22 protein-coding genes are annotated in these 19,633 nt (G+C 64.3%); 12 read left to right on the top strand and 10 right to left on the bottom strand.

What is annotated here, in order from left to right; genetic code table 11:
• The first annotated feature begins 1 nt into the window (after position 1).
• Complete coding sequence (locus GGR17_RS01510) at positions 2–1,300, top strand: phytoene desaturase family protein (protein WP_054538375.1); 1,299 nt, start codon at positions 2–4, stop codon at positions 1,298–1,300.
• A gap of 26 nt (positions 1,301–1,326) precedes the next feature.
• Positions 1,327–2,634, top strand: coding sequence for a protoporphyrinogen/coproporphyrinogen oxidase (locus GGR17_RS01505; RefSeq protein WP_054538376.1), 1,308 nt, complete (start codon positions 1,327–1,329; stop codon positions 2,632–2,634).
• 81 nt (positions 2,635–2,715) lie between these two features.
• Here the strand turns inward: GGR17_RS01505 and GGR17_RS01500 are convergent, their stop codons facing one another.
• From GGR17_RS01500 to GGR17_RS01470, 7 genes are read right to left on the bottom strand one after another with little or no spacing between them, the layout of a single operon-like run.
• The gene (locus GGR17_RS01500) at positions 2,716–3,669 is read right to left on the bottom strand and encodes a PDR/VanB family oxidoreductase (protein WP_054538377.1); all 954 of its coding nucleotides are present in this window, start codon (positions 3,667–3,669) and stop codon (positions 2,716–2,718) included.
• Between the two features lie 57 nt (positions 3,670–3,726).
• Complete coding sequence (locus GGR17_RS01495) at positions 3,727–4,920, bottom strand: CaiB/BaiF CoA transferase family protein (protein WP_054538378.1); 1,194 nt, start codon at positions 4,918–4,920, stop codon at positions 3,727–3,729.
• Complete coding sequence (locus GGR17_RS01490; protein ID WP_054538379.1) at positions 4,917–6,158, bottom strand: CaiB/BaiF CoA transferase family protein; 1,242 nt, start codon at positions 6,156–6,158, stop codon at positions 4,917–4,919. Before GGR17_RS01490 ends, GGR17_RS01495 begins: the two co-directional genes overlap by 4 nt.
• The gene (locus GGR17_RS01485) at positions 6,155–7,480 is read right to left on the bottom strand and encodes a Rieske 2Fe-2S domain-containing protein (RefSeq protein WP_054538380.1); all 1,326 of its coding nucleotides are present in this window, start codon (positions 7,478–7,480) and stop codon (positions 6,155–6,157) included. Before GGR17_RS01485 ends, GGR17_RS01490 begins: the two co-directional genes overlap by 4 nt.
• A 54-nt stretch (positions 7,481–7,534) precedes the next feature.
• The gene (locus GGR17_RS01480) at positions 7,535–7,861 is read right to left on the bottom strand and encodes a hypothetical protein (protein ID WP_054538381.1); all 327 of its coding nucleotides are present in this window, start codon (positions 7,859–7,861) and stop codon (positions 7,535–7,537) included.
• A gap of 12 nt (positions 7,862–7,873) precedes the next feature.
• Positions 7,874–9,007: a thiolase family protein gene (locus tag GGR17_RS01475; protein WP_054538382.1), complete on the bottom strand. Its 1,134-nt coding sequence runs from the start codon at positions 9,005–9,007 to the stop codon at positions 7,874–7,876.
• Positions 9,004–9,426, bottom strand: coding sequence for a Zn-ribbon domain-containing OB-fold protein (locus GGR17_RS01470; RefSeq protein WP_082386545.1), 423 nt, complete (start codon positions 9,424–9,426; stop codon positions 9,004–9,006). The genes GGR17_RS01475 and GGR17_RS01470 overlap by 4 nt, the downstream gene beginning before the upstream one ends.
• A 100-nt stretch (positions 9,427–9,526) precedes the next feature.
• Between GGR17_RS01470 and GGR17_RS01465 the strand changes: the two genes are divergently transcribed.
• Both GGR17_RS01465 and GGR17_RS01460 read left to right on the top strand, forming a co-directional pair.
• Positions 9,527–10,549, top strand: a complete 1,023-nt coding sequence (locus GGR17_RS01465; RefSeq protein ID WP_054538384.1) for a CaiB/BaiF CoA transferase family protein — start codon at positions 9,527–9,529, stop codon at positions 10,547–10,549.
• Positions 10,546–11,658, top strand: a complete 1,113-nt coding sequence (locus GGR17_RS01460; RefSeq protein ID WP_157445521.1) for an MFS transporter — start codon at positions 10,546–10,548, stop codon at positions 11,656–11,658. The genes GGR17_RS01465 and GGR17_RS01460 overlap by 4 nt, the downstream gene beginning before the upstream one ends.
• Here GGR17_RS01460 and pcaQ read toward each other — a convergent pair.
• Positions 11,655–12,563 (bottom strand): pca operon transcription factor PcaQ, encoded by a 909-nt coding sequence (gene pcaQ / locus GGR17_RS01455; RefSeq protein WP_054538386.1) that lies wholly within the window; start codon positions 12,561–12,563, stop codon positions 11,655–11,657. The two genes, GGR17_RS01460 and pcaQ, sit on opposite strands and share 4 nt — an antisense overlap.
• Positions 12,564–12,650: 87 nt before the next feature.
• On the opposite strand from pcaQ, the gene pcaD reads away from it, so the two are divergent.
• The 6 genes from pcaD to GGR17_RS01425 are packed head-to-tail and all read left to right on the top strand — an operon-like array spanning position 12,651 to position 17,399.
• Entirely contained in the window at positions 12,651–13,445 is a 795-nt protein-coding gene (pcaD, locus tag GGR17_RS01450) for a 3-oxoadipate enol-lactonase (RefSeq protein ID WP_054538387.1), read from the top strand.
• Entirely contained in the window at positions 13,438–13,824 is a 387-nt protein-coding gene (gene pcaC, locus GGR17_RS01445; RefSeq protein ID WP_054538388.1) for a 4-carboxymuconolactone decarboxylase, read from the top strand. The genes pcaD and pcaC overlap by 8 nt, the downstream gene beginning before the upstream one ends.
• Complete coding sequence (pcaH, locus tag GGR17_RS01440) at positions 13,817–14,545, top strand: protocatechuate 3,4-dioxygenase subunit beta (protein ID WP_054538389.1); 729 nt, start codon at positions 13,817–13,819, stop codon at positions 14,543–14,545. Before pcaC ends, pcaH begins: the two co-directional genes overlap by 8 nt.
• A gap of 3 nt (positions 14,546–14,548) precedes the next feature.
• Positions 14,549–15,148 (top strand): protocatechuate 3,4-dioxygenase subunit alpha, encoded by a 600-nt coding sequence (pcaG, locus tag GGR17_RS01435; RefSeq protein ID WP_054538390.1) that lies wholly within the window; start codon positions 14,549–14,551, stop codon positions 15,146–15,148.
• Positions 15,149–15,203: 55 nt separating this feature from the next.
• Positions 15,204–16,040, top strand: coding sequence for a BKACE family enzyme (locus GGR17_RS01430; protein ID WP_037204448.1), 837 nt, complete (start codon positions 15,204–15,206; stop codon positions 16,038–16,040).
• Between the two features lie 12 nt (positions 16,041–16,052).
• The gene (locus tag GGR17_RS01425; RefSeq protein WP_054538391.1) at positions 16,053–17,399 is read left to right on the top strand and encodes a lyase family protein; all 1,347 of its coding nucleotides are present in this window, start codon (positions 16,053–16,055) and stop codon (positions 17,397–17,399) included.
• A gap of 95 nt (positions 17,400–17,494) precedes the next feature.
• On the opposite strand, the gene GGR17_RS20535 is transcribed toward GGR17_RS01425, so the two are convergent.
• Positions 17,495–17,995, bottom strand: a complete 501-nt coding sequence (locus tag GGR17_RS20535; RefSeq protein WP_328705641.1) for a GlsB/YeaQ/YmgE family stress response membrane protein — start codon at positions 17,993–17,995, stop codon at positions 17,495–17,497.
• 30 nt (positions 17,996–18,025) lie between these two features.
• Between GGR17_RS20535 and GGR17_RS01415 the strand changes: the two genes are divergently transcribed.
• Both GGR17_RS01415 and GGR17_RS01410 read left to right on the top strand, forming a co-directional pair.
• Complete coding sequence (locus GGR17_RS01415; RefSeq protein ID WP_037204453.1) at positions 18,026–18,289, top strand: hypothetical protein; 264 nt, start codon at positions 18,026–18,028, stop codon at positions 18,287–18,289.
• A 199-nt stretch (positions 18,290–18,488) separates the two neighbouring features.
• On the top strand, positions 18,489–18,695 hold the full coding sequence (locus GGR17_RS01410) for a cold-shock protein (RefSeq protein ID WP_037204456.1): 207 nt from the start codon (positions 18,489–18,491) through the stop codon (positions 18,693–18,695).
• Positions 18,696–18,740: 45 nt separating this feature from the next.
• Here GGR17_RS01410 and GGR17_RS01405 read toward each other — a convergent pair whose 3' ends face one another.
• Positions 18,741–19,442, bottom strand: a complete 702-nt coding sequence (locus GGR17_RS01405; protein WP_054538392.1) for an FkbM family methyltransferase — start codon at positions 19,440–19,442, stop codon at positions 18,741–18,743.
• Between the last annotated feature and the right edge of the window lie 191 nt (positions 19,443–19,633).

The following is a 19,633-nucleotide window of genomic DNA, read 5'->3' as shown; positions in this document are numbered from 1 at the left end:
TATGACAACCCAATTTGACGCGATCGTCATCGGCTCGGGCGCTGGCGGCATAAGTGCCGCCGCCCGGCTGGCGCATGCCGGTTACAAGGTGCTGGTGGTCGAGGCGCTGGACCGGATCGGCGGGCGGGCGTCGACACGGGATGTGGACGGCTTCCTGCTCAACACCGGGGCGCTGGTGATCGAGCGCGGCGGCATGGTCGATCTGACGCTTCAGCACATCGGCAAATCGATGGATCTGTATATCGCCAAGCCCGAAACCTCTCTGATCTGGGGCAAGCGCGAAATCGCGATGGACAGCGGGCTGCCAGCATTCGCGCGCGATAAGGTGCCGGGCCTGTTGAAATTTCTGACCCGGGTCATTCCGGCAATTCGCCCGAAGCCTGGTCAGTCCACCCGTGAGTGGCTGAACAAATTTACCCGCAGCAAGACGATTCACGATCTGGTCGACAATGTCATCGGTGCAATGTTCGCAGCCACCGCTGACGAGTTCCCGGCGGATGTATTCTTGCTCTATTTCACCGAAGGGTCGGCCTATAAGCAGATCGGCCTGCCGCGCGGGGGCACCATCAAGGTGTGGGAGCCGATGGCGGATGTGGTCACGGCCAATGGGGGTGAGGTTTGGTTGAATGCCACAGTCAAACGCCTGACCTTTGACAACGAAAAGAGGGTCAATGGCGCCGAGATCGCGCGTGATGGCGAAGCGGTCAGCGTGTCCACCAAGCTTGCGATCAGCAATGCCGGGCCGCTGGCGACGGTGAAGATGTCCGGTGCGGATGCCTTCCCCGAGGGCTATGCCCAGGATGTCGCGGACAAGACCGACCCTGCCGCCATCATCACCGTGCATTTCGCGGCGCAAAAGCCTTTGGCAAGCTTTCAGGGGCTGGCGCTCTACGCCAAGACCCGGCGCATGGTGTATGCCGCCAACTTCTCGGAGCCTTCGCTGCGCCGCTGTCCGCCGGGTTGGTATTTGTACAGCGCGGCCTCGGTCCCGCGTCCGGCGACGGGCGCGTTCGACGAGGCGGCCGAGAAAAAGCTGCTGCTAGACGATATCCGCGATTATTTCCCCGGCTTCGACGACAGCATGGTCAAGGCGATCGACGTGACCGCCCATGACTGGCCCGCCCAGCGGGCGATCACCGGTTATGACCTGCCGAACGAAACCCCGGTTGCCAATCTGTGGAACGTGGGCGACGGGGTCAAACCCTATGGCCAAGGCGGCACCGCATCCTGTTCGGAAACCGCGCGGCTGGTGGTGGAGCAGATTTTCAAAACCTATCCACTGGCCCGGTTGAGGGGCTGAGCCGGTAAAATTCAAGGGAGACTGCCATGAAGGTAGCTGTGATCGGGGGCGGGCCAGCCGGTTGTACCGCCGCGTACAAACTCTGCAAAGCGGGGCATGAGGTGCATCTGTTCGAAGCGCAGGACCACGTCGGCGGGCGCACCAGTCAGGTGCAAAAAGAGGGATTCAATCTGGGCTCTGGCGCCTTGTTTCTCATGGGGGGCATCTATCCGCGCACGAATGCGGTGATCAAGGAGCTTGGCAAATACGACGAGCTTGTCGGCTGGGACGCCAAGACGCATATCATCGACGCGGATGGCAAACGCTACACGGTTGATTTCGATCAGGTTCTGAGTTTTCTCAAGATGCCGGTCTTTAACTGGGGCGATCGCATTCGCATTGCCTGGGGCGTTTTGAAACAGCTTCTGTCCAAAGGGGCGGGGGACTGTTTCGACGGGGAAAAGCTGGCGAAATTTGATGATGAAAGCGACACGCTCGAGGCGTGGTCCGAACGGGTGCTGGGCAAGAAGGGCACCAACTACATCACTTATCCCTATATGGGGTTTCTTTACGCGGTGCCGCTGCACTGGCTGTCGATGTCGATGTTCAAGACGATCATCCAGCAGTTCTACAAGCTTGCGCTGGCCGTCCCGCCCAAGGGGATGGGTCAGATCAGTGATTGGCTGGTCGAGGGCAGCACCGGGCTGAGCCTGCACCTGTCCAGCCCGGTCGAGGCGATTGCCCGTCAGGGGCAGGGCTATCGTGTGACGGCCAATGGCCAGAGCGTCGATGTCGACAAGATCGTGGTATCCTGCGAGCCGGGCGTGGCCGCCAAGCTGCTGCGCGGGCTGATCCCGGCCGAATCCGAGACCAAGCTGAAAGAGTGCCTCTATAGCGAATACGCCCATGTTCAGGTCTGCTACAAAAAGAACCCGTGGCCGGATTCCCCTGTCAGCGTGGCGTTGCCCGCGACCAAGCTGCGCGACTGGGGCGCCTGTGTGCTGCAAAGCCGACGCCACCCGGATGCCGTGCCGCCCGGAGGCGAGGCCGTGGGCGTCTATTTCTACACCCCCCCGCTGAGCAACATGAGCGATGACGAGATCAGGGCCGAGGCCGTATCGGCCGTGACCGAGGTGTTCGGAAAGGCCCCCGATCCCGATTTTGTCGAGCTTTTCCGTTATCGCCGTGGCCTGTCGATCGCGTCACCCGGTCATTACCGCACGCTGAATTCTTTGCATGCGGAAATGCCCGAAGGCATCTGTCTGGCGGGCGATTACTTTGCCCACGCCGGGGTGGAGGCCGCCGTGCTCAGCGGGGAGCGCGCCGCAAATACCCTGATGGGGAAGCCGTCCTAAGCCCGAGACGATCAACTGCCATAGAAAAAGGCCGGTGAGCATATGCTCGCCGGCCTTTTGATGTTCATGCCCGGATTTGGATCAGAGATCCAGCACCAGCCTCGGCGTTTTCGACCCGGAGCAGCACACCATCATGGTATCACAGGCGGCGCGCTCCTCGTCGGTCAGGATGGAATCCCGATGATCGGGGCGGCCTTCCAGCACGCGGGTTTCGCAGGTGCCGCACACTCCGTCGTTACAGGCAAAGGGCACGGACACGCCGTTTTCGATCAACACATCCAGGATGGACTTGCCAGCCGGGATCTCCAGCACCATGCCCGATTGCTCAAGCACGACCTCGTATCCGCCTTCCAAAGCGGCCTCTTCGGTGGCCGAGAAGTATTCGACATGCACCTGGCTGCGATCCACCGCGCGGCCGGCCTTTTCATAGGCCGCCAGCATCGGCTCGGGGCCGCAGCAATAGAAATGCGCGTTCGGGGCCGACGCGAAGATCGCGGCCAGATCCATCAGCGCGCCGCCCTTTTCATCGTCGAAATGGGTGATCACGGTGCCGCTGTCGGCGATGGCGGCGATGGCGTCCAGAAACGCCGCGTTCGCGCGGCTGCGCGCGCCGTAGTGCAGCTCCCACGGTTTGCCCAGCTCGGCCAGGCGCGTCAGCATGCACACCATGGGCGTGATGCCGATGCCCCCCGCGATGAAGATCGACTTTTCGGCATCTTCCTTCAGCGGAAAATTGTTCTTGGGCGTCGAGATCTTGATCTTCTGCCCCACGCGCAGCGTGTCGTGGATGTATTTCGATCCCCCACGGCTGTCGGGGTCCTTGTGCACCGCAACCGAATAGCTCTTGCCATCGGTATAGGGTTTATACAGCGAATAGCTGCGGCGCAGATCGTCCTTCAGGATCAGGTCGATATGCGCGCCAGCGTCGAAAGCGGGCAGGGTGGTGCCATCCGTCGGCGTGACCTCGACCGACACGATCGTCGCTGCCTCATAGCGGATCTGAGAGACCCGGACGGGAATTTCCTTGGCGGACATGGTTCTCCTCCTCTTGTCCTTGGCCCCCGGCGCATCACGCCGGGGGCAGTCGCCGGGTTACTGCAACAGACCCCTGTCGCGGAAACTGGCCAGATCGTCGGCGGTGAAGCCCAGGATCTCTGTCAGCACCTGATCAGTGTGTTCCCCAAGGCGCGGCGAGGCGGAACGCAGTTTGGCCGGGGTCTTGTTGTGGCGATAGGCGGGGCCGTTGTATTTCAACGTGCCCATCTCTTCGTGATGCAGCGGCCAGAAGTGATCGCGCGCCTCCAGGATCGGGTCTTCCAGCAGGTCCGAGCCCTTGTAGGCCACGCCGGCGGGAACCCCGGCTGCGCGGCAGGCTTTCATCAGCTCGAAGGCGTCCACCGGTGCCGTCAGCTGCGCCACGCGGCTGTCAAGGGCGTCGCGCCCCTGGGCCCGTGCAGCGTTGAGCCCCTCGGCATCGTTCAGAAGCGCGGCCAGCGCCTCCCACTGCGTTTCGTCTTCGCATTCGAGCGTGATCCAGCGTTCCTCGCCCGCGCAGGGATAGACGCCGTGCAGGATGGCCCCGGGTTTGAAGTTGCCGGCACGCTGCGCCTCGGTGCCTGTCACCTGCAGATCAAGCAGTTGCGGGGCGACCAGTTGCGCGGTGGCCTCGATCTGGCTCATCTCGACATACTGGCCTTCGCCGGTCTTCTCGCGATGGATCAGGGCCGCGGTCAGGGCCGCAAGCGCGTAGCGGGGCGAGACCGAATCCGAATAGGCGCCCTTGGGCACGGCCGGCGGCATGTCGGGCCAGCCGGTCATGTGCTGGATACCTGCAAGCGCCGCGCCCTGCGCGCCATAGCCGGGGTGCTGCGACCACGGGCCATCGGCACCATAAAGCGACGATGACAGCATGATGATGCGCGGATTGATCTTGCGCAGGCTGTCGTAATCCAGACCCCATTTCTTCATGATCCCGGGGCGGAAGCTTTCGGCGACGATATCGGCCCATTCGATCAGGGGGCGGATGATCTCCAGCGCTTCGGCGTGGTTCATGTCGACACCGATACCCAGCTTCGAGCTGTGGAAATCGGCGAAGAAGCCGGAACGGTTGATCCCCGGCTTGTCATCGATGAACGGCCCGCCCAGGCGGATCGAATCCGGATGCCTGAAGCTTTCGATCTTGACCACGGTCGCGCCGTTGTCGGCCAGTTGCTTGGTGGCGATCGGGCCGGCGGCGGCCCAGGTGAAATCGGCCACCTTCAGGCCCTCGAAGATACCTTTGGTCATGACGCCTCCTTTACCTTGCTCACGTCGGCCAGCAGGGCGTCCGTATCGGCGCCCACGGCCGGGGCCGGGGACATTTCCGCCAGGCCGGTTTCCGACATGCGCACCCAGTTGGCGGGCAGTTCGATATCCAGGCCCCGCGCTTCGTCATGCAGCGGTTTGAACAGGCCGCGGTCGCGGAACTGGACGTTCTCGTGGATGTCCTTGATCGAGTTGATCGGGGCCATCAGGATACGGTCGCGCACCGCGCGCGCGATCAGATCACCCGAGGTCTTGGTCTCGATGAAGCCTTTGATCACCTCGGTCACCGCATCGTAATCCTCTTGCGGGATCGCGAACTGGCCGTCGCCGTTCCAGTCGTGGCGGGTGAGGATTTCGTCGGTCACCCCCTCTTCGGCCATCCATTTCAGCAGTGCGGCATAGGATTTCATCCGCGCCGAGCCGCCGCCGCCGCCCACCGGGCCAAACACGACATAGCCATCCTGGCAGGGCCAGACGAGGCGGGTGTAGAACCGGTTGGCGCGTTCCTTGCGGATGGCGCCGCCGCGCATTTCGTTCAGCGACAGGATTTGCCAGGCCATGGTGGTGTTGAGCAGGGTCCAGATCACCACTTCCTGCACCGAAACGTCCACACGCTGGCCTTCGCCAGTGCGCAGGGCATGGTAATAGGCCATCAGCGCCGCGTTGCTCGCCTCGGCCCCGGCCTGGATCAGGCCAACGGGCAGGCCGACGCGAACCGGCGGGCGATCGACCTCGCCGTTCAGGTAGAGGTGGCCGCCCAACGCCTGCAGCGTCGTGTCGGTGGCGGGCATGTCTTCATATTCATGGCCGCGGCCGAACGGCAGGATCTCGGTCCAGATCACGGCGGGGTTGGCCTTGCGGGCTATGGCTTCCAGCCGGTCCATGTCAGCCAGCGACAGGCGCTGGAAATCCGTCACGATGATGTCGGCCGTCTTCGCCAGACAGGCGAAATCCGCAACGCCGGCGTCGCTGTCCAGCTCGGCCACAACGCTTTTCTTGCCGAAGTTGTAGGCCAGCCAGCTTGCGCTTTCCTCGCCATTCGCCGTCGGGATCAAAGGCGCGTCAAAACGCGCCTTTTCACCGCCCGGCGGCTCGAGCTTGATCACCTCGGCCCCAAGGTCCGCGAGCACACGCCCGCAGACCGCGCCGGACAGCGAGGAGACCTCCAGCACGCGCACCCCCTGGAGTGCGCCGCCGGAATTCACTGTATCCTTGCTCATAGGGCGTAACCGAAGTCCTTGCCAATCTCGGCCTTCATGTGTTCGCTGCCGGATTCAGTCCACTTTTCTTCCTTGGGAAGGGTCAGCGAAACGGCGCGCACCATGTAGAGATCGGGATCGTCGAACCGGTCGGGAAGTTCACCCGTCTCGGCAAAGGCGCCTGCCACTTCCAGCAGCATCCGGCGGGTCATGGCGATGCCGGTATCGGAGGTGCAGAGGTTTTCCTTGCTGCGGTCATAGACCTGGGCAACCCCGGACTGACAGGCGGCATCCTGCACCCACAGGCCCGGCAGACCCGAGAACCACTGGGTCTTCTGCAGCTCATAGTCGAAATGGTAGCCGGTTTCGCGGCGGAATTTCGAAACGTAGCGGCCGAAAGGAACCTCGGGGCCCTGGTTGTCGTGGGAATCTTTCGAATGATGCCCACCGTCACGGCCCTTGTAGCCTTCGTTGAAGACCTTGATCGATTTCGGATGCAGCGGCTCGACCGGGCGGTAAGAGAACATCAGGCAGATCGAGTTCTCGTCATCCATCGGCACCCAGGCATGGCCCGACAGTTCGTGGAACTCGCCGGCCTGCGGCGGGACCATGCTGTAGAAGGGCATGACGAACTGGTTCACACGCCAGTACAGGTTGTCCTCGTCAACGACGCGGCGCGACGCGATGGACATGCCGAAATCCTGACGGACGGATTCAAACGTCGGGCGCAGATCGCGGGCGGCAACCCAATCGTTGATGTAGCCGCTGCCGTCGATACGGCCATGCAGGATCGGCGCGTGGGCGGAGTCGATCTCGCCTTCGAGCGCCTGCAACCAGTTGCATTCCTGAACGCGGAAGGTGACGACCACGTTTTCCTCGGGAACCATGTTCCATTCGAAATTGGGCAGCGGCGGGCGGCTGGCCTCGTCTTCCTTGCCCATATAGGTCCAGACCACGCCGTTACGCTCGACGCAGGGATAGGACTTGATCTTGACGCGCTCTTTGAGGCGCGAGCGTACGGGCTCGGCGGGCATGTCGGTGACGTTGCCTTTGGTGTCGAATTTCCAGCCGTGGTAGACGCAGCGCAGGCCGCAATCTTCGTTCCGGCCATAGATCAGCGGCGCGCCGCGGTGCGGGCAGACATTGTCAACAAGGCCAACATTGTCTTCGCTGTCGCGAAAAACGATCAGGGTCTCGCCCAGCAGTTTCACGGTCTGCGGCTGGGCATCCTTTTCCAGATCCTTCGAGGCAAAGAAGGGGATCCAGTAGTTGCGGAACAGGTCGCCCATCGTGGTGCCGGGGCCAACCCGGACCAGGGTTTCATTGTCTTCTTTGGAAAGCATGTGTTTCTCCTCTCAGTTTGTTGGTTCGGCCGCCTCCTCGGCGCCGGGAAGGGGTCAGGCGCTGGCCAGTTCCGTGGCGTCCTTGTCCAGAAGCCCGTCGACCAGATCGGAAATGCCCAGGAACGCGGCCCACCAGGCCGGATCGGCTGTTTCGAGCGGGGCGCGGGGCACGGGCGGCGGATCGCCGGCCTTCAGACGCTTGACGATCTCGGCGTAGCGCAGGCGCTCGATTTCTAGGTAGACCTGCTCAACGTCCTGGCCTTCGGCCACGAAGTCACCCAGCTCTGGATAGGCCAGACGGCGCACCCATTCGCCTTCGCTGACTTCATAGGGTTGCGCCTGAATGATGTAAGGAATTGAAAGATACTCTTTCAGTTTCATAGTGTTACCTCCTCATAACGTCGGGGATGTGCGGCGCCGCGGCTCGGGCGTGAGCATCACGAAGGCCGAGTCGTCGAACGGGCCGATCTGCACCAGGCAGGGCCCCGATTTCGCGCCCTGACGCGCGCCCGCCTTGCCTGCGGTTTGCAGATAGGCCTCGCGCAGGTGGCCCATGCCGTGCATGCGCCCCTCACCCAAACTGCCGCCAAAGGTGTTCAGGGGCAGGTCGCCATCCAGATTGGCGCGACCGTCGCGGATGAAGGCGGGCGCTGTGCCCTCGGCACAAAATCCGAACCCTTCGAGCCACTCGTAGACCATCGACGAGAACCCGTCATAAAGCTGCGCCTGCGTGACATCGGCGGTGCTAAGCCCGCTCATGTCAAAAACCGTTTTCGGGTTCTGAAACCCGGCCCAGCCGGACACATAGGCCGGGGTGGCACCTGCGGGCAGATCCTCGGCCCGGCACATTATAAATGCCGCGGCCCCGCAAACCGGCATGTCGCAATCGAACAGGCAATGCGGCGTCGCGATCATCTGCGCGTCCAGATAGGCGTCACGGGTGACCGTGCGGTCCTTCCAGATGGCATCGGGGTTCAGGGCGGCATGGCGGCGGGCCAGCGCCACGACCTCGTAAAGATCATCGCGGCTGATGCCGTGCTGGGCCATGTAACGTTGCGCGCGGGCGGCGAAGCGGGCCCCGGCAATGTTATAGGCGAAGGGCTTGATGAACTGGTCATTGCCATAGGCCACCGGCACATCGGCCGTCGCATAGTTGATGCCCTGAAGGTTATAGAGCGCGCGGAGGCCGACGATATAGCGGCAATCGCCCGCGATCAGCGCGTGGGCAGCGCTGGCGACCATATCGGCGGGATAGCGGCGGTAAAGGTCGGTGCCATAGCGCAGCCCCTTGAACCCCATCGCCGCCGCCATGGTCTTGACCGAAACCTCGTCCCCGCCTTCGGCATGGGGTGAGCCGGCATTGGTGGCAAACGGCGCGCCGATATAGCCGTCGATATCGTCACGGCTCAGCCCGGCGTCCGCAAGCGCGGCAAGAATGGCGTCCTGCGCGAAGGCGATGATGCCGCGGTCGGATTTGCGTTCGACCGCCGAAGAGCCGAACCCGGAAATAACGATGTCCTGGCTCATGACGTGGCCTGCGTATCGACAGTGGCCTGCGGGTATCCCCAGCCATTGGAATCCATGCGCATCGAAATCGTCAGCGGCGTGTCGGGCGCGTGGCCGTGCACCGAGCCGGTTTCGTCGAGCATGGCGATCACGGTGCGCGGGTCTTCGGCCAGGGCGCATTCGACGATGCAGATCGGGCCTTCGCGCCCCGGCAGGGCGGGCAGGTGAACGTCGGTCCAGCCCCTAAGGAAGGCCTTGCCTGACATGTCGATCCATTCCAGCCTGTCCGACAGGCAATCAGGGCAACGCGGGCGCGGCGGATAGGGGATGCGGCCACAATCGCGGCATCTGGCAAGCGTCAGCGTGCCAGCCTTTGCGCCTTCCCAAAATGGCCTCGTCTCGGCGCTGGGTGCGGGAATGGGTCTTTGTGCTGTACTCATCGATGCCGTGTCTGTTTGACTTCCTGCGGTCCTGTATATAATGGTCAGACCATTAGATCAATAACAAGTCCAGCCATCCGAAAGCGGGGGAGTTGACAGCATGAAACCGCTTGAAAACCTGCATATCGTTGAGTTTTCCGGGTTGGGGCCGGGGCCGTTCGCCGCGATGGCTCTGGCGGATATGGGGGTGTCGGTTACGCGAATTACCCGCCCTGGATCATCGGCGCCGAATCCCGGGTCTGGCACGTTTCTGAACCGCGGGCGCCGCGATGTGCCGCTTGATCTGAAAACCCCCGAAGGCTTGGCTGCCGCGCGCGATCTGATCCGCGGGGCCGATGCGGTGATCGAAGGGTTCCGCCCGGGCAAGATGGAAAGCCTGGGGCTGGGCCCCGACGACCTTTTGCCGCTGAACCCGCGTCTGGTTTATGGCCGCATGACCGGCTGGGGCCAGACCGGCCCGATGGCGCATCTGGCCGGGCATGACCTCAATTATCTGGGCCTGACCGGGCTGCTCAGCCTGATGGGCGAAGAGGGTCGCCCGCCGATGCCACCGCTCAACCTGATCAGCGATTTCGGCGGCGGCGGTATGTATCTGGCCTTTGGCCTGATATGCGCGATCTGGCGGGCGCAGAGCACGGGGCAGGGGCAGGTGGTGGACGCCGCGATGATCCATGGTACCACCCATCTGGCCAGTTTCATCCACGGCAAGCGGGCGCAGGGCGCCTGGCATGAGGGGCGCGAAAACAACGCGGTGGATGGCGGCGCGCCGTTCTACCGTGTGTATGAAACCCGCGACGGGCGCTATATGGCGGTGGCGGCGCTGGAGCCGGTCTTTTTCGCCACCATGATCCGCACCCTGGGCCTGGACGCGCGGTTCATCGCCGGGCAGGGCGACCGCGCGCTTTGGCCCGAGATGGCCGAGGTTCTGCGCCAAACCTTCCTGACCCGCGATTTCGATCACTGGGTGGCGCTGTTTGCCGATGTCGATGCCTGCGTCACCCCGGTTCTGAACATGGACGAGGCGCAGAACCACCCGCAGATGGCGGGGTGCTTCACCACGGCGGGCGGCGTCACCCAGCCCGGCCCGGCCCCGCGCATAACCCCTTGGGCGCCCAAATCGTGAGCCGCCCGCTCCTTGACGCCTGCCTTGTGCTGGCGTTCGGCTATGCCACCGGGCTGGAGTTGGGAAAGATCGCCCCCTACGCGGTGCGTATCGCCGACAATTACGGAACCGGGCTGGCCTTCAGCGGGCTGCTGACCTCGGTGATAACATTGTTCGTGGCGATTTTTGCCGCGTTTCTGGGGCGGCCCCTGGTGCGGATCGGGCTGCTGCCATGCCTGCGGGCGGCGGTGCTTTTGATCGTGGCGGGGGCGGGGCTGTTTGTCTTGCCGCTGGGGCCTGCGGGCATGATGGTCGCGCGGCTGATCGAGGGGGCGGGCTATGTTCTGGCCGCCGTCGCCGCCCCGGCATGGCTGGCCAATGCGCCGATCGGATCAGCCCGGCCGATGTTCATGGCGCTGTGGGGCAGCGTGGTGCCGGTGGGGTTCGCGGCCGCCGCAGCCCTGGCGGGCGCTCTGCCTGCGCAGATGCCGATGGGGGCGCAGCTGGCCGTTTTCGCCGTGCCGGTCGCGCTGCTGTCTTTGCCCGTGCTGGCGGTGCGCGGGGTCGCGCCCATCCGCACGGTTCAGGCCGATGTCGCCAGATGGGGCGATGTCGCGTGGTCGCTGGCGGTGGCCTTCGGCCTCTACGTCTTTCTATCCATGGGGTTTTTCTCTTTCCTGCCCGCCTTCGCACAGGAAACGGGGCTTGCCGGATCGGGCCTTGTGCCGCTGATGGTGCCGTTGGGCAGCTTCGCCACCGCCGCCTTGCTGCCGGTTCTGCGGCGTGAAAACGGGCCGGCACTGGCGGTCGTGGGGTTCGCGATGGCCGCCCTCGGCGCGTTCTGGATGTTTTCCCACGGCAGCCTGGCGGCGCTGTTTCTCTATGCCTTTGCCTGCGGGGTCAGCTCCTCTGCGACGCTCGCGTCGGTTCTGGTGGCCGCGCCCGGCGAACATGCCTCGGCCCGCACCCTGGGCGTGATGGCCCAATGCGGCGGCGTGATTGCGTTTCTGGGGGTGCCCTTCGCCGGGGCGTTGCTGGACCATCTGGGATGGGAGGCGCTGGGCCTGGCGCTGGCTCTTGCGGCAGGGGGTGCGGGGGCGATCCTGCTGGGCGCGCGGCGGGCGCGCTAGCGCGCGCTATCAGCGACTTCGCGCAGAGCGTCGGCCATGCCGTGGTGCGCGTCCGACATGACGGTGTTGTCGCGCAGGCTCAGCCCCACGGGGCCGGCCAGAATTTCGGTGGGCAGAGTGATTTCGGCCAGTTGCCCGGTGCTGATTTCATGGATCACCACCCCGCGCGAGATGAACCAGACGCAATCCGACATCTGCAATATCCTGCGGCCAAAGGCGAGCGACACGTTCTGATAGGCTGGCGTCAGGCCCTGCGCACCGATGCTGAGCAGGAAATCCCGCACCACAGGCCCGATCAGCGCGCCCCTGGGGGGCAGCATCAACGGATGGTTCGCCAGTGTTTCGGGCGTGATGGGCTGGCCGATCAGCGGATGCCCCGGGCGCACGGCCAGCACCACGCGGTCGGAATAAAGATGCCGGAACGACAGGCCCGCCATATCTTCGGTCGGGGCCATCCGCCCCACGACCATATCCAGCGCCCCCTCGCGCAGCTGGGTCAGCAGCAGCCAGTTCGGGCCGGTCATCACCCGCAGGATGCAATGCGGGTTCTGCGCGCGGAATTTCATCGCGGCCAGCGGAAACACCTCGGACGCGACCGAGGGCAGCACGCCCACCGCCAGCTGCGTGCTTTCCTGCGCGCCCTTGCGCACGCTGCTCTCGGCCCGCGAAAGCGCCAGCATGGCAGCGCCGGCGTGTTGCTGAAACAGCTTGCCGGCACGATTTGTCACCATGCGGCGCCCGCTACGGTCAAACAGGGAGGTGCCCAGGGCCTCCTCCAGTTCCCGCAGGGTTTTCGAGGCGGCGGGCTGGCTGATATGCAGGCTTTCGGCGGCGGCGGACACGCTGTTCAGCCGGGCCGTTTCCAGGAAGCAGCGAATATGGCGCAGACGGATGCGAGGGTCCATGTATATCCTGAGGGTTATTGGTCAGGTCACTATAGATATTTGTCGGGAGGAGGAAATCCACTTATTCAAGGCGTCGAGGAGGATTCTATGCAGACCATTACGCATAACGATGCGGTGTTTCACATCGCCGTTCAGGGCGCCGAGAATGGCAGGCCTGTGGTGTTCGCCAACTCTCTGGGCACCGACCTGCGGGTGTGGGACGCTCTGCTGCCGCTGCTGCCGCAATCCCTTCGGTTTCACCGGTTCGATCTGCGGGGTCATGGCCTCAGCGACACGCCGCCGCCGCCCTACCGCATGGAAGATCTGGCCGATGACGCCGCGGCGCTGCTTGATGCGCAAGGGATCCGTGGTGCGGTTTTCGTGGGGCTTTCGATCGGCGGAATGATTGGCCAGATGCTGGCCGCGCGCCGGCCGGATCTGGTGTCGGCGCTTGTGCTGATGGATACGGCGGCCAAGATGGGCAGCGCCGAGATGTGGCAGGCGCGGATGGATGCGGTGGCCGCCGGCGGAATCGCCGCCCTGGCCGATCCGATCCTGGAGCGCTGGTTCGGCCCGGAGTTCCGGTCGCAGGAGAAAGGCCCCCTGGCCGCGTGGCGCAACATGCTGACCCGTACCCCGGCCGAGGGCTATATCGGCTGCTGCGCGGCCATTGCCGGCGCGGATCTGACCGATGAGACGCGCAAGCTGCGGCTGCCCGTTCTGGCCATCGTCGGCGCCGAGGATGGCGCCAGCCCACCCGAAATCGTTCAGGCCACCGCCGATCTGATACCGGGTGCAGAGTTTCATGTGATCGCGGGGGCGGGGCATCTGCCCTGCGTGGAGCGCCCCAAGGAAACCGCCGAGCTGATCACGGCCTTTCTGGAGAAGCACGACTATGTCTGACCGTATCGCAAATGGCATGAAGGTGCGCCGCTCGGTTCTGGGGGATGCCCATGTCGACCGGGCCGAGGCCGCCAAGACCCCGTTCGACGAACCGTTTCAGACCCTCATCACCGAAGGTGCCTGGGGCACGGTCTGGGCCAGCGACGGCATCAGCCTGCGCGAGCGGTCGATGCTGACCCTGGCGCTGCTGGCCGCAACCGGAAACTTCGAGGAAATCGCGATGCACGTCCGCGCCACCGCCAACACCGGCGCCAGCAAGCGCGATGTGCTCGAGGCGTTTCAGCATGTCGCCATCTACGCCGGTGTGCCGCGCGCCAACCACGCGCTGAAGATTGCCAAGCAAACCTATGCTGAAATGGAGGAGGCTACCGATGACTAATCTGGGCCCATTGATCCCGCGCAACCGGGAAATCCATCCCGTTGCCTATGACCCCGACTATAAGACCAGCGTCGCGCGCTCGCCGCGGCTGCCGCTGATCTCGATGGAATCCACGCCGGGCGAGGAAACCGGGCCGCGTTTTGGCCACGGTCTGATCGGACCGCTGGACAACAACCTGATCCTGAACTGGACCGGCGGCAAGGCCCCTGCCGTGGGCGAACGCGTGCTGATGCACGGTCGGGTGCTGGATGAAAACGCCCGCCCCGTGCCCAATACGTTGATCGAGATATGGCAGGCCAACGCCGGCGGTCGGTATCGCCACAAGAAAGACGGATACCTTGCCCCGCTCGACCCGAATTTCGGCGGCTGCGGGCGCACAATCACTGATGAGAACGGCTATTACGAATTCCTGACCGTCCGCCCCGGTGCCTATCCGTGGCCCAACCGCGGCAACGACTGGCGCCCGATGCACATCCACGTCTCGATCTTTGGCAACAGCTTTGGCCAGCGCCTGATCAGCCAGATGTATTTCGAGGGCGATCCGCTGATCGACCGCTGCCCGATCGCCGCGACGATCAAGGATCGCGGGCAGCTTGAAAGCCTGGTCGCGCCGCTGGATATCAACCGCTCACGGCCGCTCGATTTCCTCGCCTACAAATTCGACATCGTTCTGCGCGGTCGCCGCCAGACCATGTTCGAGAACAAGCTGGAAGGGATGTAAGTCATGGTACAAAAACTGGAAGCCCTGGTGGAAACCCCGTCGCAAACGGCGGGCCCGTATGTCCATATCGGGCTGATGCCCACCTATGCGGGCAACCCCGGCTATTACGATCAGGAGGTCGGAACCTCCCCCATCGCCGCTGGCGCGAAAGGCGAAATCATCGAGATTTCGGGCGAGGTGTTCGACGGAACCGGCTGGGCCCTGCGCGATGCGTTGCTGGAAAGCTGGCAGGCCGATGCCGCCGGCAAGTTCGCAGGTCAGGAGGGCGCCGATCCGGCGGTCTCGGGCCATTGCCGGTTCGCCGCCGATGCGGTCTCGGGCGAGTTTACCCTGCGCACGGTCAAACCCGGCGCGGTGCCCGCGCGCGGTGGCAAGATGCAGGCGCCGCATATCTGCCTGTGGATCGTGGCCCGCGGCATCAATATCGGCCTGCAGACCCGCATCTATTTCGACGATGAGGATAACAGCGCCGACCCGGTTCTTGCGCGGATCGAGCAGAAACCGCGGATCGACACGCTGATCGCCCGCAAGGTGGGGGATGGCAAATACCGCTTTGATATCCGCTTGCAAGGCGACGGCGAAACTGTCTTCTTCGATATGTAACCCCCTTTCCCTCCGTTCGGCCCCCGGGCCGGGCGGGGGCTTTCACGGAAGTACCATGACTGAAAAACCCTGTATCATCTGCGTTGCCATCACCGGCTCGCTGCCTACCAAGGCAAACAACCCCGCCGTGCCGATCACGATCGAGGAACAGATCGAAAGCACGCAGGAGGCGTTCGAGGCCGGCGCCACCATCGCCCATTGCCATGTGCGCAACGACGATCAGACGCCGACCTCGGACCCCGAGAAATTCGGCCGTCTGCTCGAGGGGTTGCGCAAGCATTGCCCGGGCATGATCGTGCAGCTTTCCACGGGCGGCCGTTCGGGGGCAGGGCGCGAGCGTGGCGGCATGCTGCCGCTGAAACCCGACATGGCCTCGCTCTCGGTCGGGTCGAACAACTTCCCCACCCGGGTTTATGAAAACAGCCCCGATCTGGTCGATTGGCTGGCCTCGGAGATGCTGAAATACGGCGTCAAGCCCGAGATCGAGGCCTTTGACCTCAGCCATATCGTGCAGGCCACACGGATGCAGGGCGACGGCCGGCTCAAGGGGCCGCTTTACGTGCAGTTCGTCATGGGCGTGAAGAATGCGATGCCGCCCGACGAGCCGATTTTCGACTTTTACATCGAGACGCTGAAACGCCTTGCGCCCGATGCGCAATGGTGCGCTGCCGGGATCGGGCCGGCGCAGCTTCTGATCAACGAATGGTCGATCGCGAAGGGCGGGCATACCCGCACCGGGCTGGAAGACAACGTGCGCCTTGACCGTGACACCCTTGCCCCGTCGAATGCGGCACTGGTTCAACGCGCTGTCGATATCTGTGCGAAATACGATCGCCCCGTGGCCACGTGGCAGCAGGCGCGCGAGATACTCAATCTTCCGGCGCAGGTCTGATCGCGAGAGGCAATGACAGTTTCCGCCTTTGAAAACCCGCTGCTTTCCGGCCTGTTCGGCGATGCCGAGCTGGCCGATTTACTGTGTGCCGAGGCTCAGGTTGACAGGATGATCGCGGTGGAGGCGGCGCTGGCGCGGGCGCAGGGCCGCACGGGTGTTATCCCCGTGCGGGCCGCGCAGGAGATTTCCGATGCGCTGGGCCTGTGTTCCGTGGCGCCCGCCGATCTGACACGCGGCACCGCATCGGCTGGCGTGCCCGTGCCGGCGCTGGTGGCTGCATTGCGCGGCCAGATCGGCGGCGAGGCGGCGCATTGGCTGCATTGGGGCGCCACCAGCCAGGATATCGTCGATTGTGCGACAGTGCTGCAACTGCGCGACGTGCTGGCCGTGATCGAAATCCGCCTGAGCGGTGTGATCGACGCTTTGCAAGCCGCCAGTCAGCAGCATGCCGGCCAGTTGATGGCCGCGCGCACCCGCAGCCAGATCGCCACGCCCATCACCTTTGGCCTGCGGATCGCGCGCTGGGCGCAACCTCTGATCGCCATAATGGGTGAGCTTCCGGCGTTGCGCGCCCGGCTGCTGCGCGTGCAGTTTGGTGGGGCCAGCGGGGCGAATACGGCGGTTGCGCCGCACGGGGCCGCCATCAGCGCGGCCCTGGCCGAAGAGTTGGGGCTGGCCGACAGCCCGTCCTGGCATGGCGACCGTTCCGCGATGATAGCCCTGTCCGCCTGGCTGGGGCAGATCGGCGCGGCTTTGGGCAAGCTGGGCCGGGATCTGATCCTCATGGGCCGCAGCGAGGCGGGCGAGGCCTTGGCCGGCGCCGGGGGCGGATCGTCCACCATGCCGCAAAAAGCCAATCCGGTTCAGGCCGAGGCGATCGTTTCGCTCGGCGGGTTCCTGGCGGCGCAGCAGGGGGCGATGGTCATGGCGGCCTCTCCCGCCGAGGAACGCGACGGCGCGCTTTGGGGGCTGGAGTGGCTGGTGCTGCCCAACATGCTGCTGGCCACCGGCGCCGCGCTTCGCCACGCCGTGGATCTGGCCGAGACGCTGAGGGCGCGCCCGGAGAACATGGCCGCGATGCTCGATCTGGGGAATGGCACTGTCTGGGCGGAGGCGTTGAGCTTTGCCTTGATGGCCCACATGCCCCGCGCCGAGGCGCAGGCGTGTATGAAGCAGGCCATCGCGCAGGCACGAACCACCGGAACCGGGCTGCAGCAGGCCCTCGCGGCCTTGCCCGAGGTCCGGCGTCTGAGCATCGATTGGGCGGTCTGGACCAGTCCTGAAACCGTGGCGGAGCCGTCGCGCCGCATGGCGCAAAGCGTGTTCGCCGACTGGCGCCCGGATCACGAAAAGACCTAGGTCAAGGCCGGCGCCCGCTGGAAAAGGTCACCGGGCCCGGCTTGGCAACCCCGTCAGGCGCTGCCGCGTGATCCGCCGGGCGTGCGGCCCCTTGGTCAGACCTTCTTCACCAGCTTGATCAGCACCAGCAGGATCACCGCCCCGATCGTGGAGTGAACGATTGCGTCGAAAAGGCCGCCGTCCAGATTCAATCCGATCCGGGGGAACAGGAAACCGGCGATAACCGCGCCGACGATGCCGATGGCGATGTTGCCCAGCAGGCCAAACCCATACCCCTTGACGATCAGCCCGGCCAGCCAGCCGGCAATCGCGCCGACGAACAGCATTGCAATGATGCTTTCGATACCCATGCTCTCGACACCCATAATCACCTCCAAAGGGTTGTTGCCGCGATGGTAGAGCCCTGCGGGCTGGCCGCAACCTGTTTTCGGCCGATGCGCGCGGGCGCCCGCGCCGGCGCGGTCAGGCGGGCAGGGGGCTTCATCGGTCGAATCCCGCCGCAAGCGGGCCCGGGCGCCGGCGATTTCCCGCGCTGCGGCATTCTGGCCGGTACGCCGGCGCGGTGGGCTGCCTGATACCGGCATTCGCGCGAACATTGTCCCAAGACCCTATCGAGAGGAAAACCAATGAAGAAACTGCTTGTCTGCCTGGCCCTGTCCGCGCCGATCGCTACACCGTTGTTCGCGGGCCATAACAACCCGTGGTCGTCCGAGACAGACACGATCCAGGAGCAGTACCACGACGAGAATCTGCAACAGAGCGTCGATACCCCCGGCGAGGATGAAATGAACGGCGTGATGGACCGCAACGCCCGCGGCAAGCTCGATGCGGATGTGCAGGAAGCAGACGCCAGCGGCGGGCGCGACGCTTCGGGCGGAAAGAAGCGCTGAGGCCCCGTGGCGGGGCGCCTGCCGGGCCCCGCCGCAAACGATTTTGCTTGCAATCGAGGCGGGAAAGCCCCATCTGACGGGTGCGACGTTATCTCTATCGACCACTGTCTTCCCTCACACGGCCGTCAGTCCTTCGATCTAGCCCTGACTAAGCCGGGCTGCCGCACCACCGCGGGCAGCATTGTAAAGGAGACTACGGATGGCTACTGGCACCGTAAAATGGTTCAACGAAACTAAAGGCTTCGGCTTTATCGCACCCGATGGCGGCAAGAAAGACGTGTTCGTGCACATCACCGCACTCGAGCGCGCCGGCCTGCGCACGCTGGCCGACAACCAGAAGGTGACCTTCGATATCGAAGCTGGCCGTGACGGCCGCGAGAGCGCGACCAATATCGCTCTGGCATAAGTCGCTGAACATATTCTCGGAAAAGGGCGCCTTGGGCGCCCTTTTTCATGCGCCGGGCGCGGCCCGTTCAGCGGCCCAGACCCAGCGGGTGGACAGCGCCGGCACCGGCGTGAACCCCGCCGCCCGCAGCAGATCCTTGCACCGCCGCATCCCGCTGACCTCATAGGCATTCGGGTGGAACTCGATCACCATCGCGCGGACCCGGTCCAGCACGGCGTGTTCCAGAAGTTCCAGCTCTCCGCCCTCGATATCCATCACGATGACGTCCGGCTTCAGCTCCGCGCAGATTGTCGCAAAACCGGCCGTGGGCACATCGACCGTCTCTTTCACCCGCACCGCCGTGGGGTTCAGGGATGATCCCAGAAAGCTTCTGTGTACATGGAACGGTAGCGTTTCCGGCCGGTCGGGCGCGCTGACAGCCACCTGATTCCGCACCGAAATCACATCTTCCAGGCCGTTCATCCGGTAAAGGGCGCGTATCGGTTCGATCAGCTCCGGGTTGGCCTCGAACGACAGCACCCGTGCGGGCGCGCAATTCCTGGCGATCACTGCCCCCACCAGCCCCAGCCCGGCCCCCAGCTCCAGCACCCTGTCGCCCTCGCGGATCAGATGCAGCGCACCCTGGATCTCTTCCGCCTCATATCGGCCACCATCGATTCTCGCGATCCGCGTCGCGTCGAGAAAGCGCGACTCGGGCACATTGATCCCCATGTGGCTGGCGGCCGCGCTCTGTTCGGTTTTGGGCATGTTTCTTCCGTCGGATGCTCCTGCCGTCAAACTCATGGCGGGCGCGGGCACGCGCCGCAAGAAGCCCGGCGCCCTATTCGGGCCGGCGCGGCTTATGGGCCACGCCGGATACTGGCGCAACGCCGTCGGCTCACCGCATGTGGCATATTTCCGACAGAGACGGCTAGATTTCCGATAAAAAAAATCAAGTT

The organism is Actibacterium naphthalenivorans (assembly GCF_014196965.1).
GTDB classification, from domain to species: domain Bacteria; phylum Pseudomonadota; class Alphaproteobacteria; order Rhodobacterales; family Rhodobacteraceae; genus Actibacterium_A; species Actibacterium_A naphthalenivorans.
The sequence above is the reverse complement of the archived record's forward strand: the minus strand, read 5'-3'. Positions and strand labels throughout refer to the sequence as shown.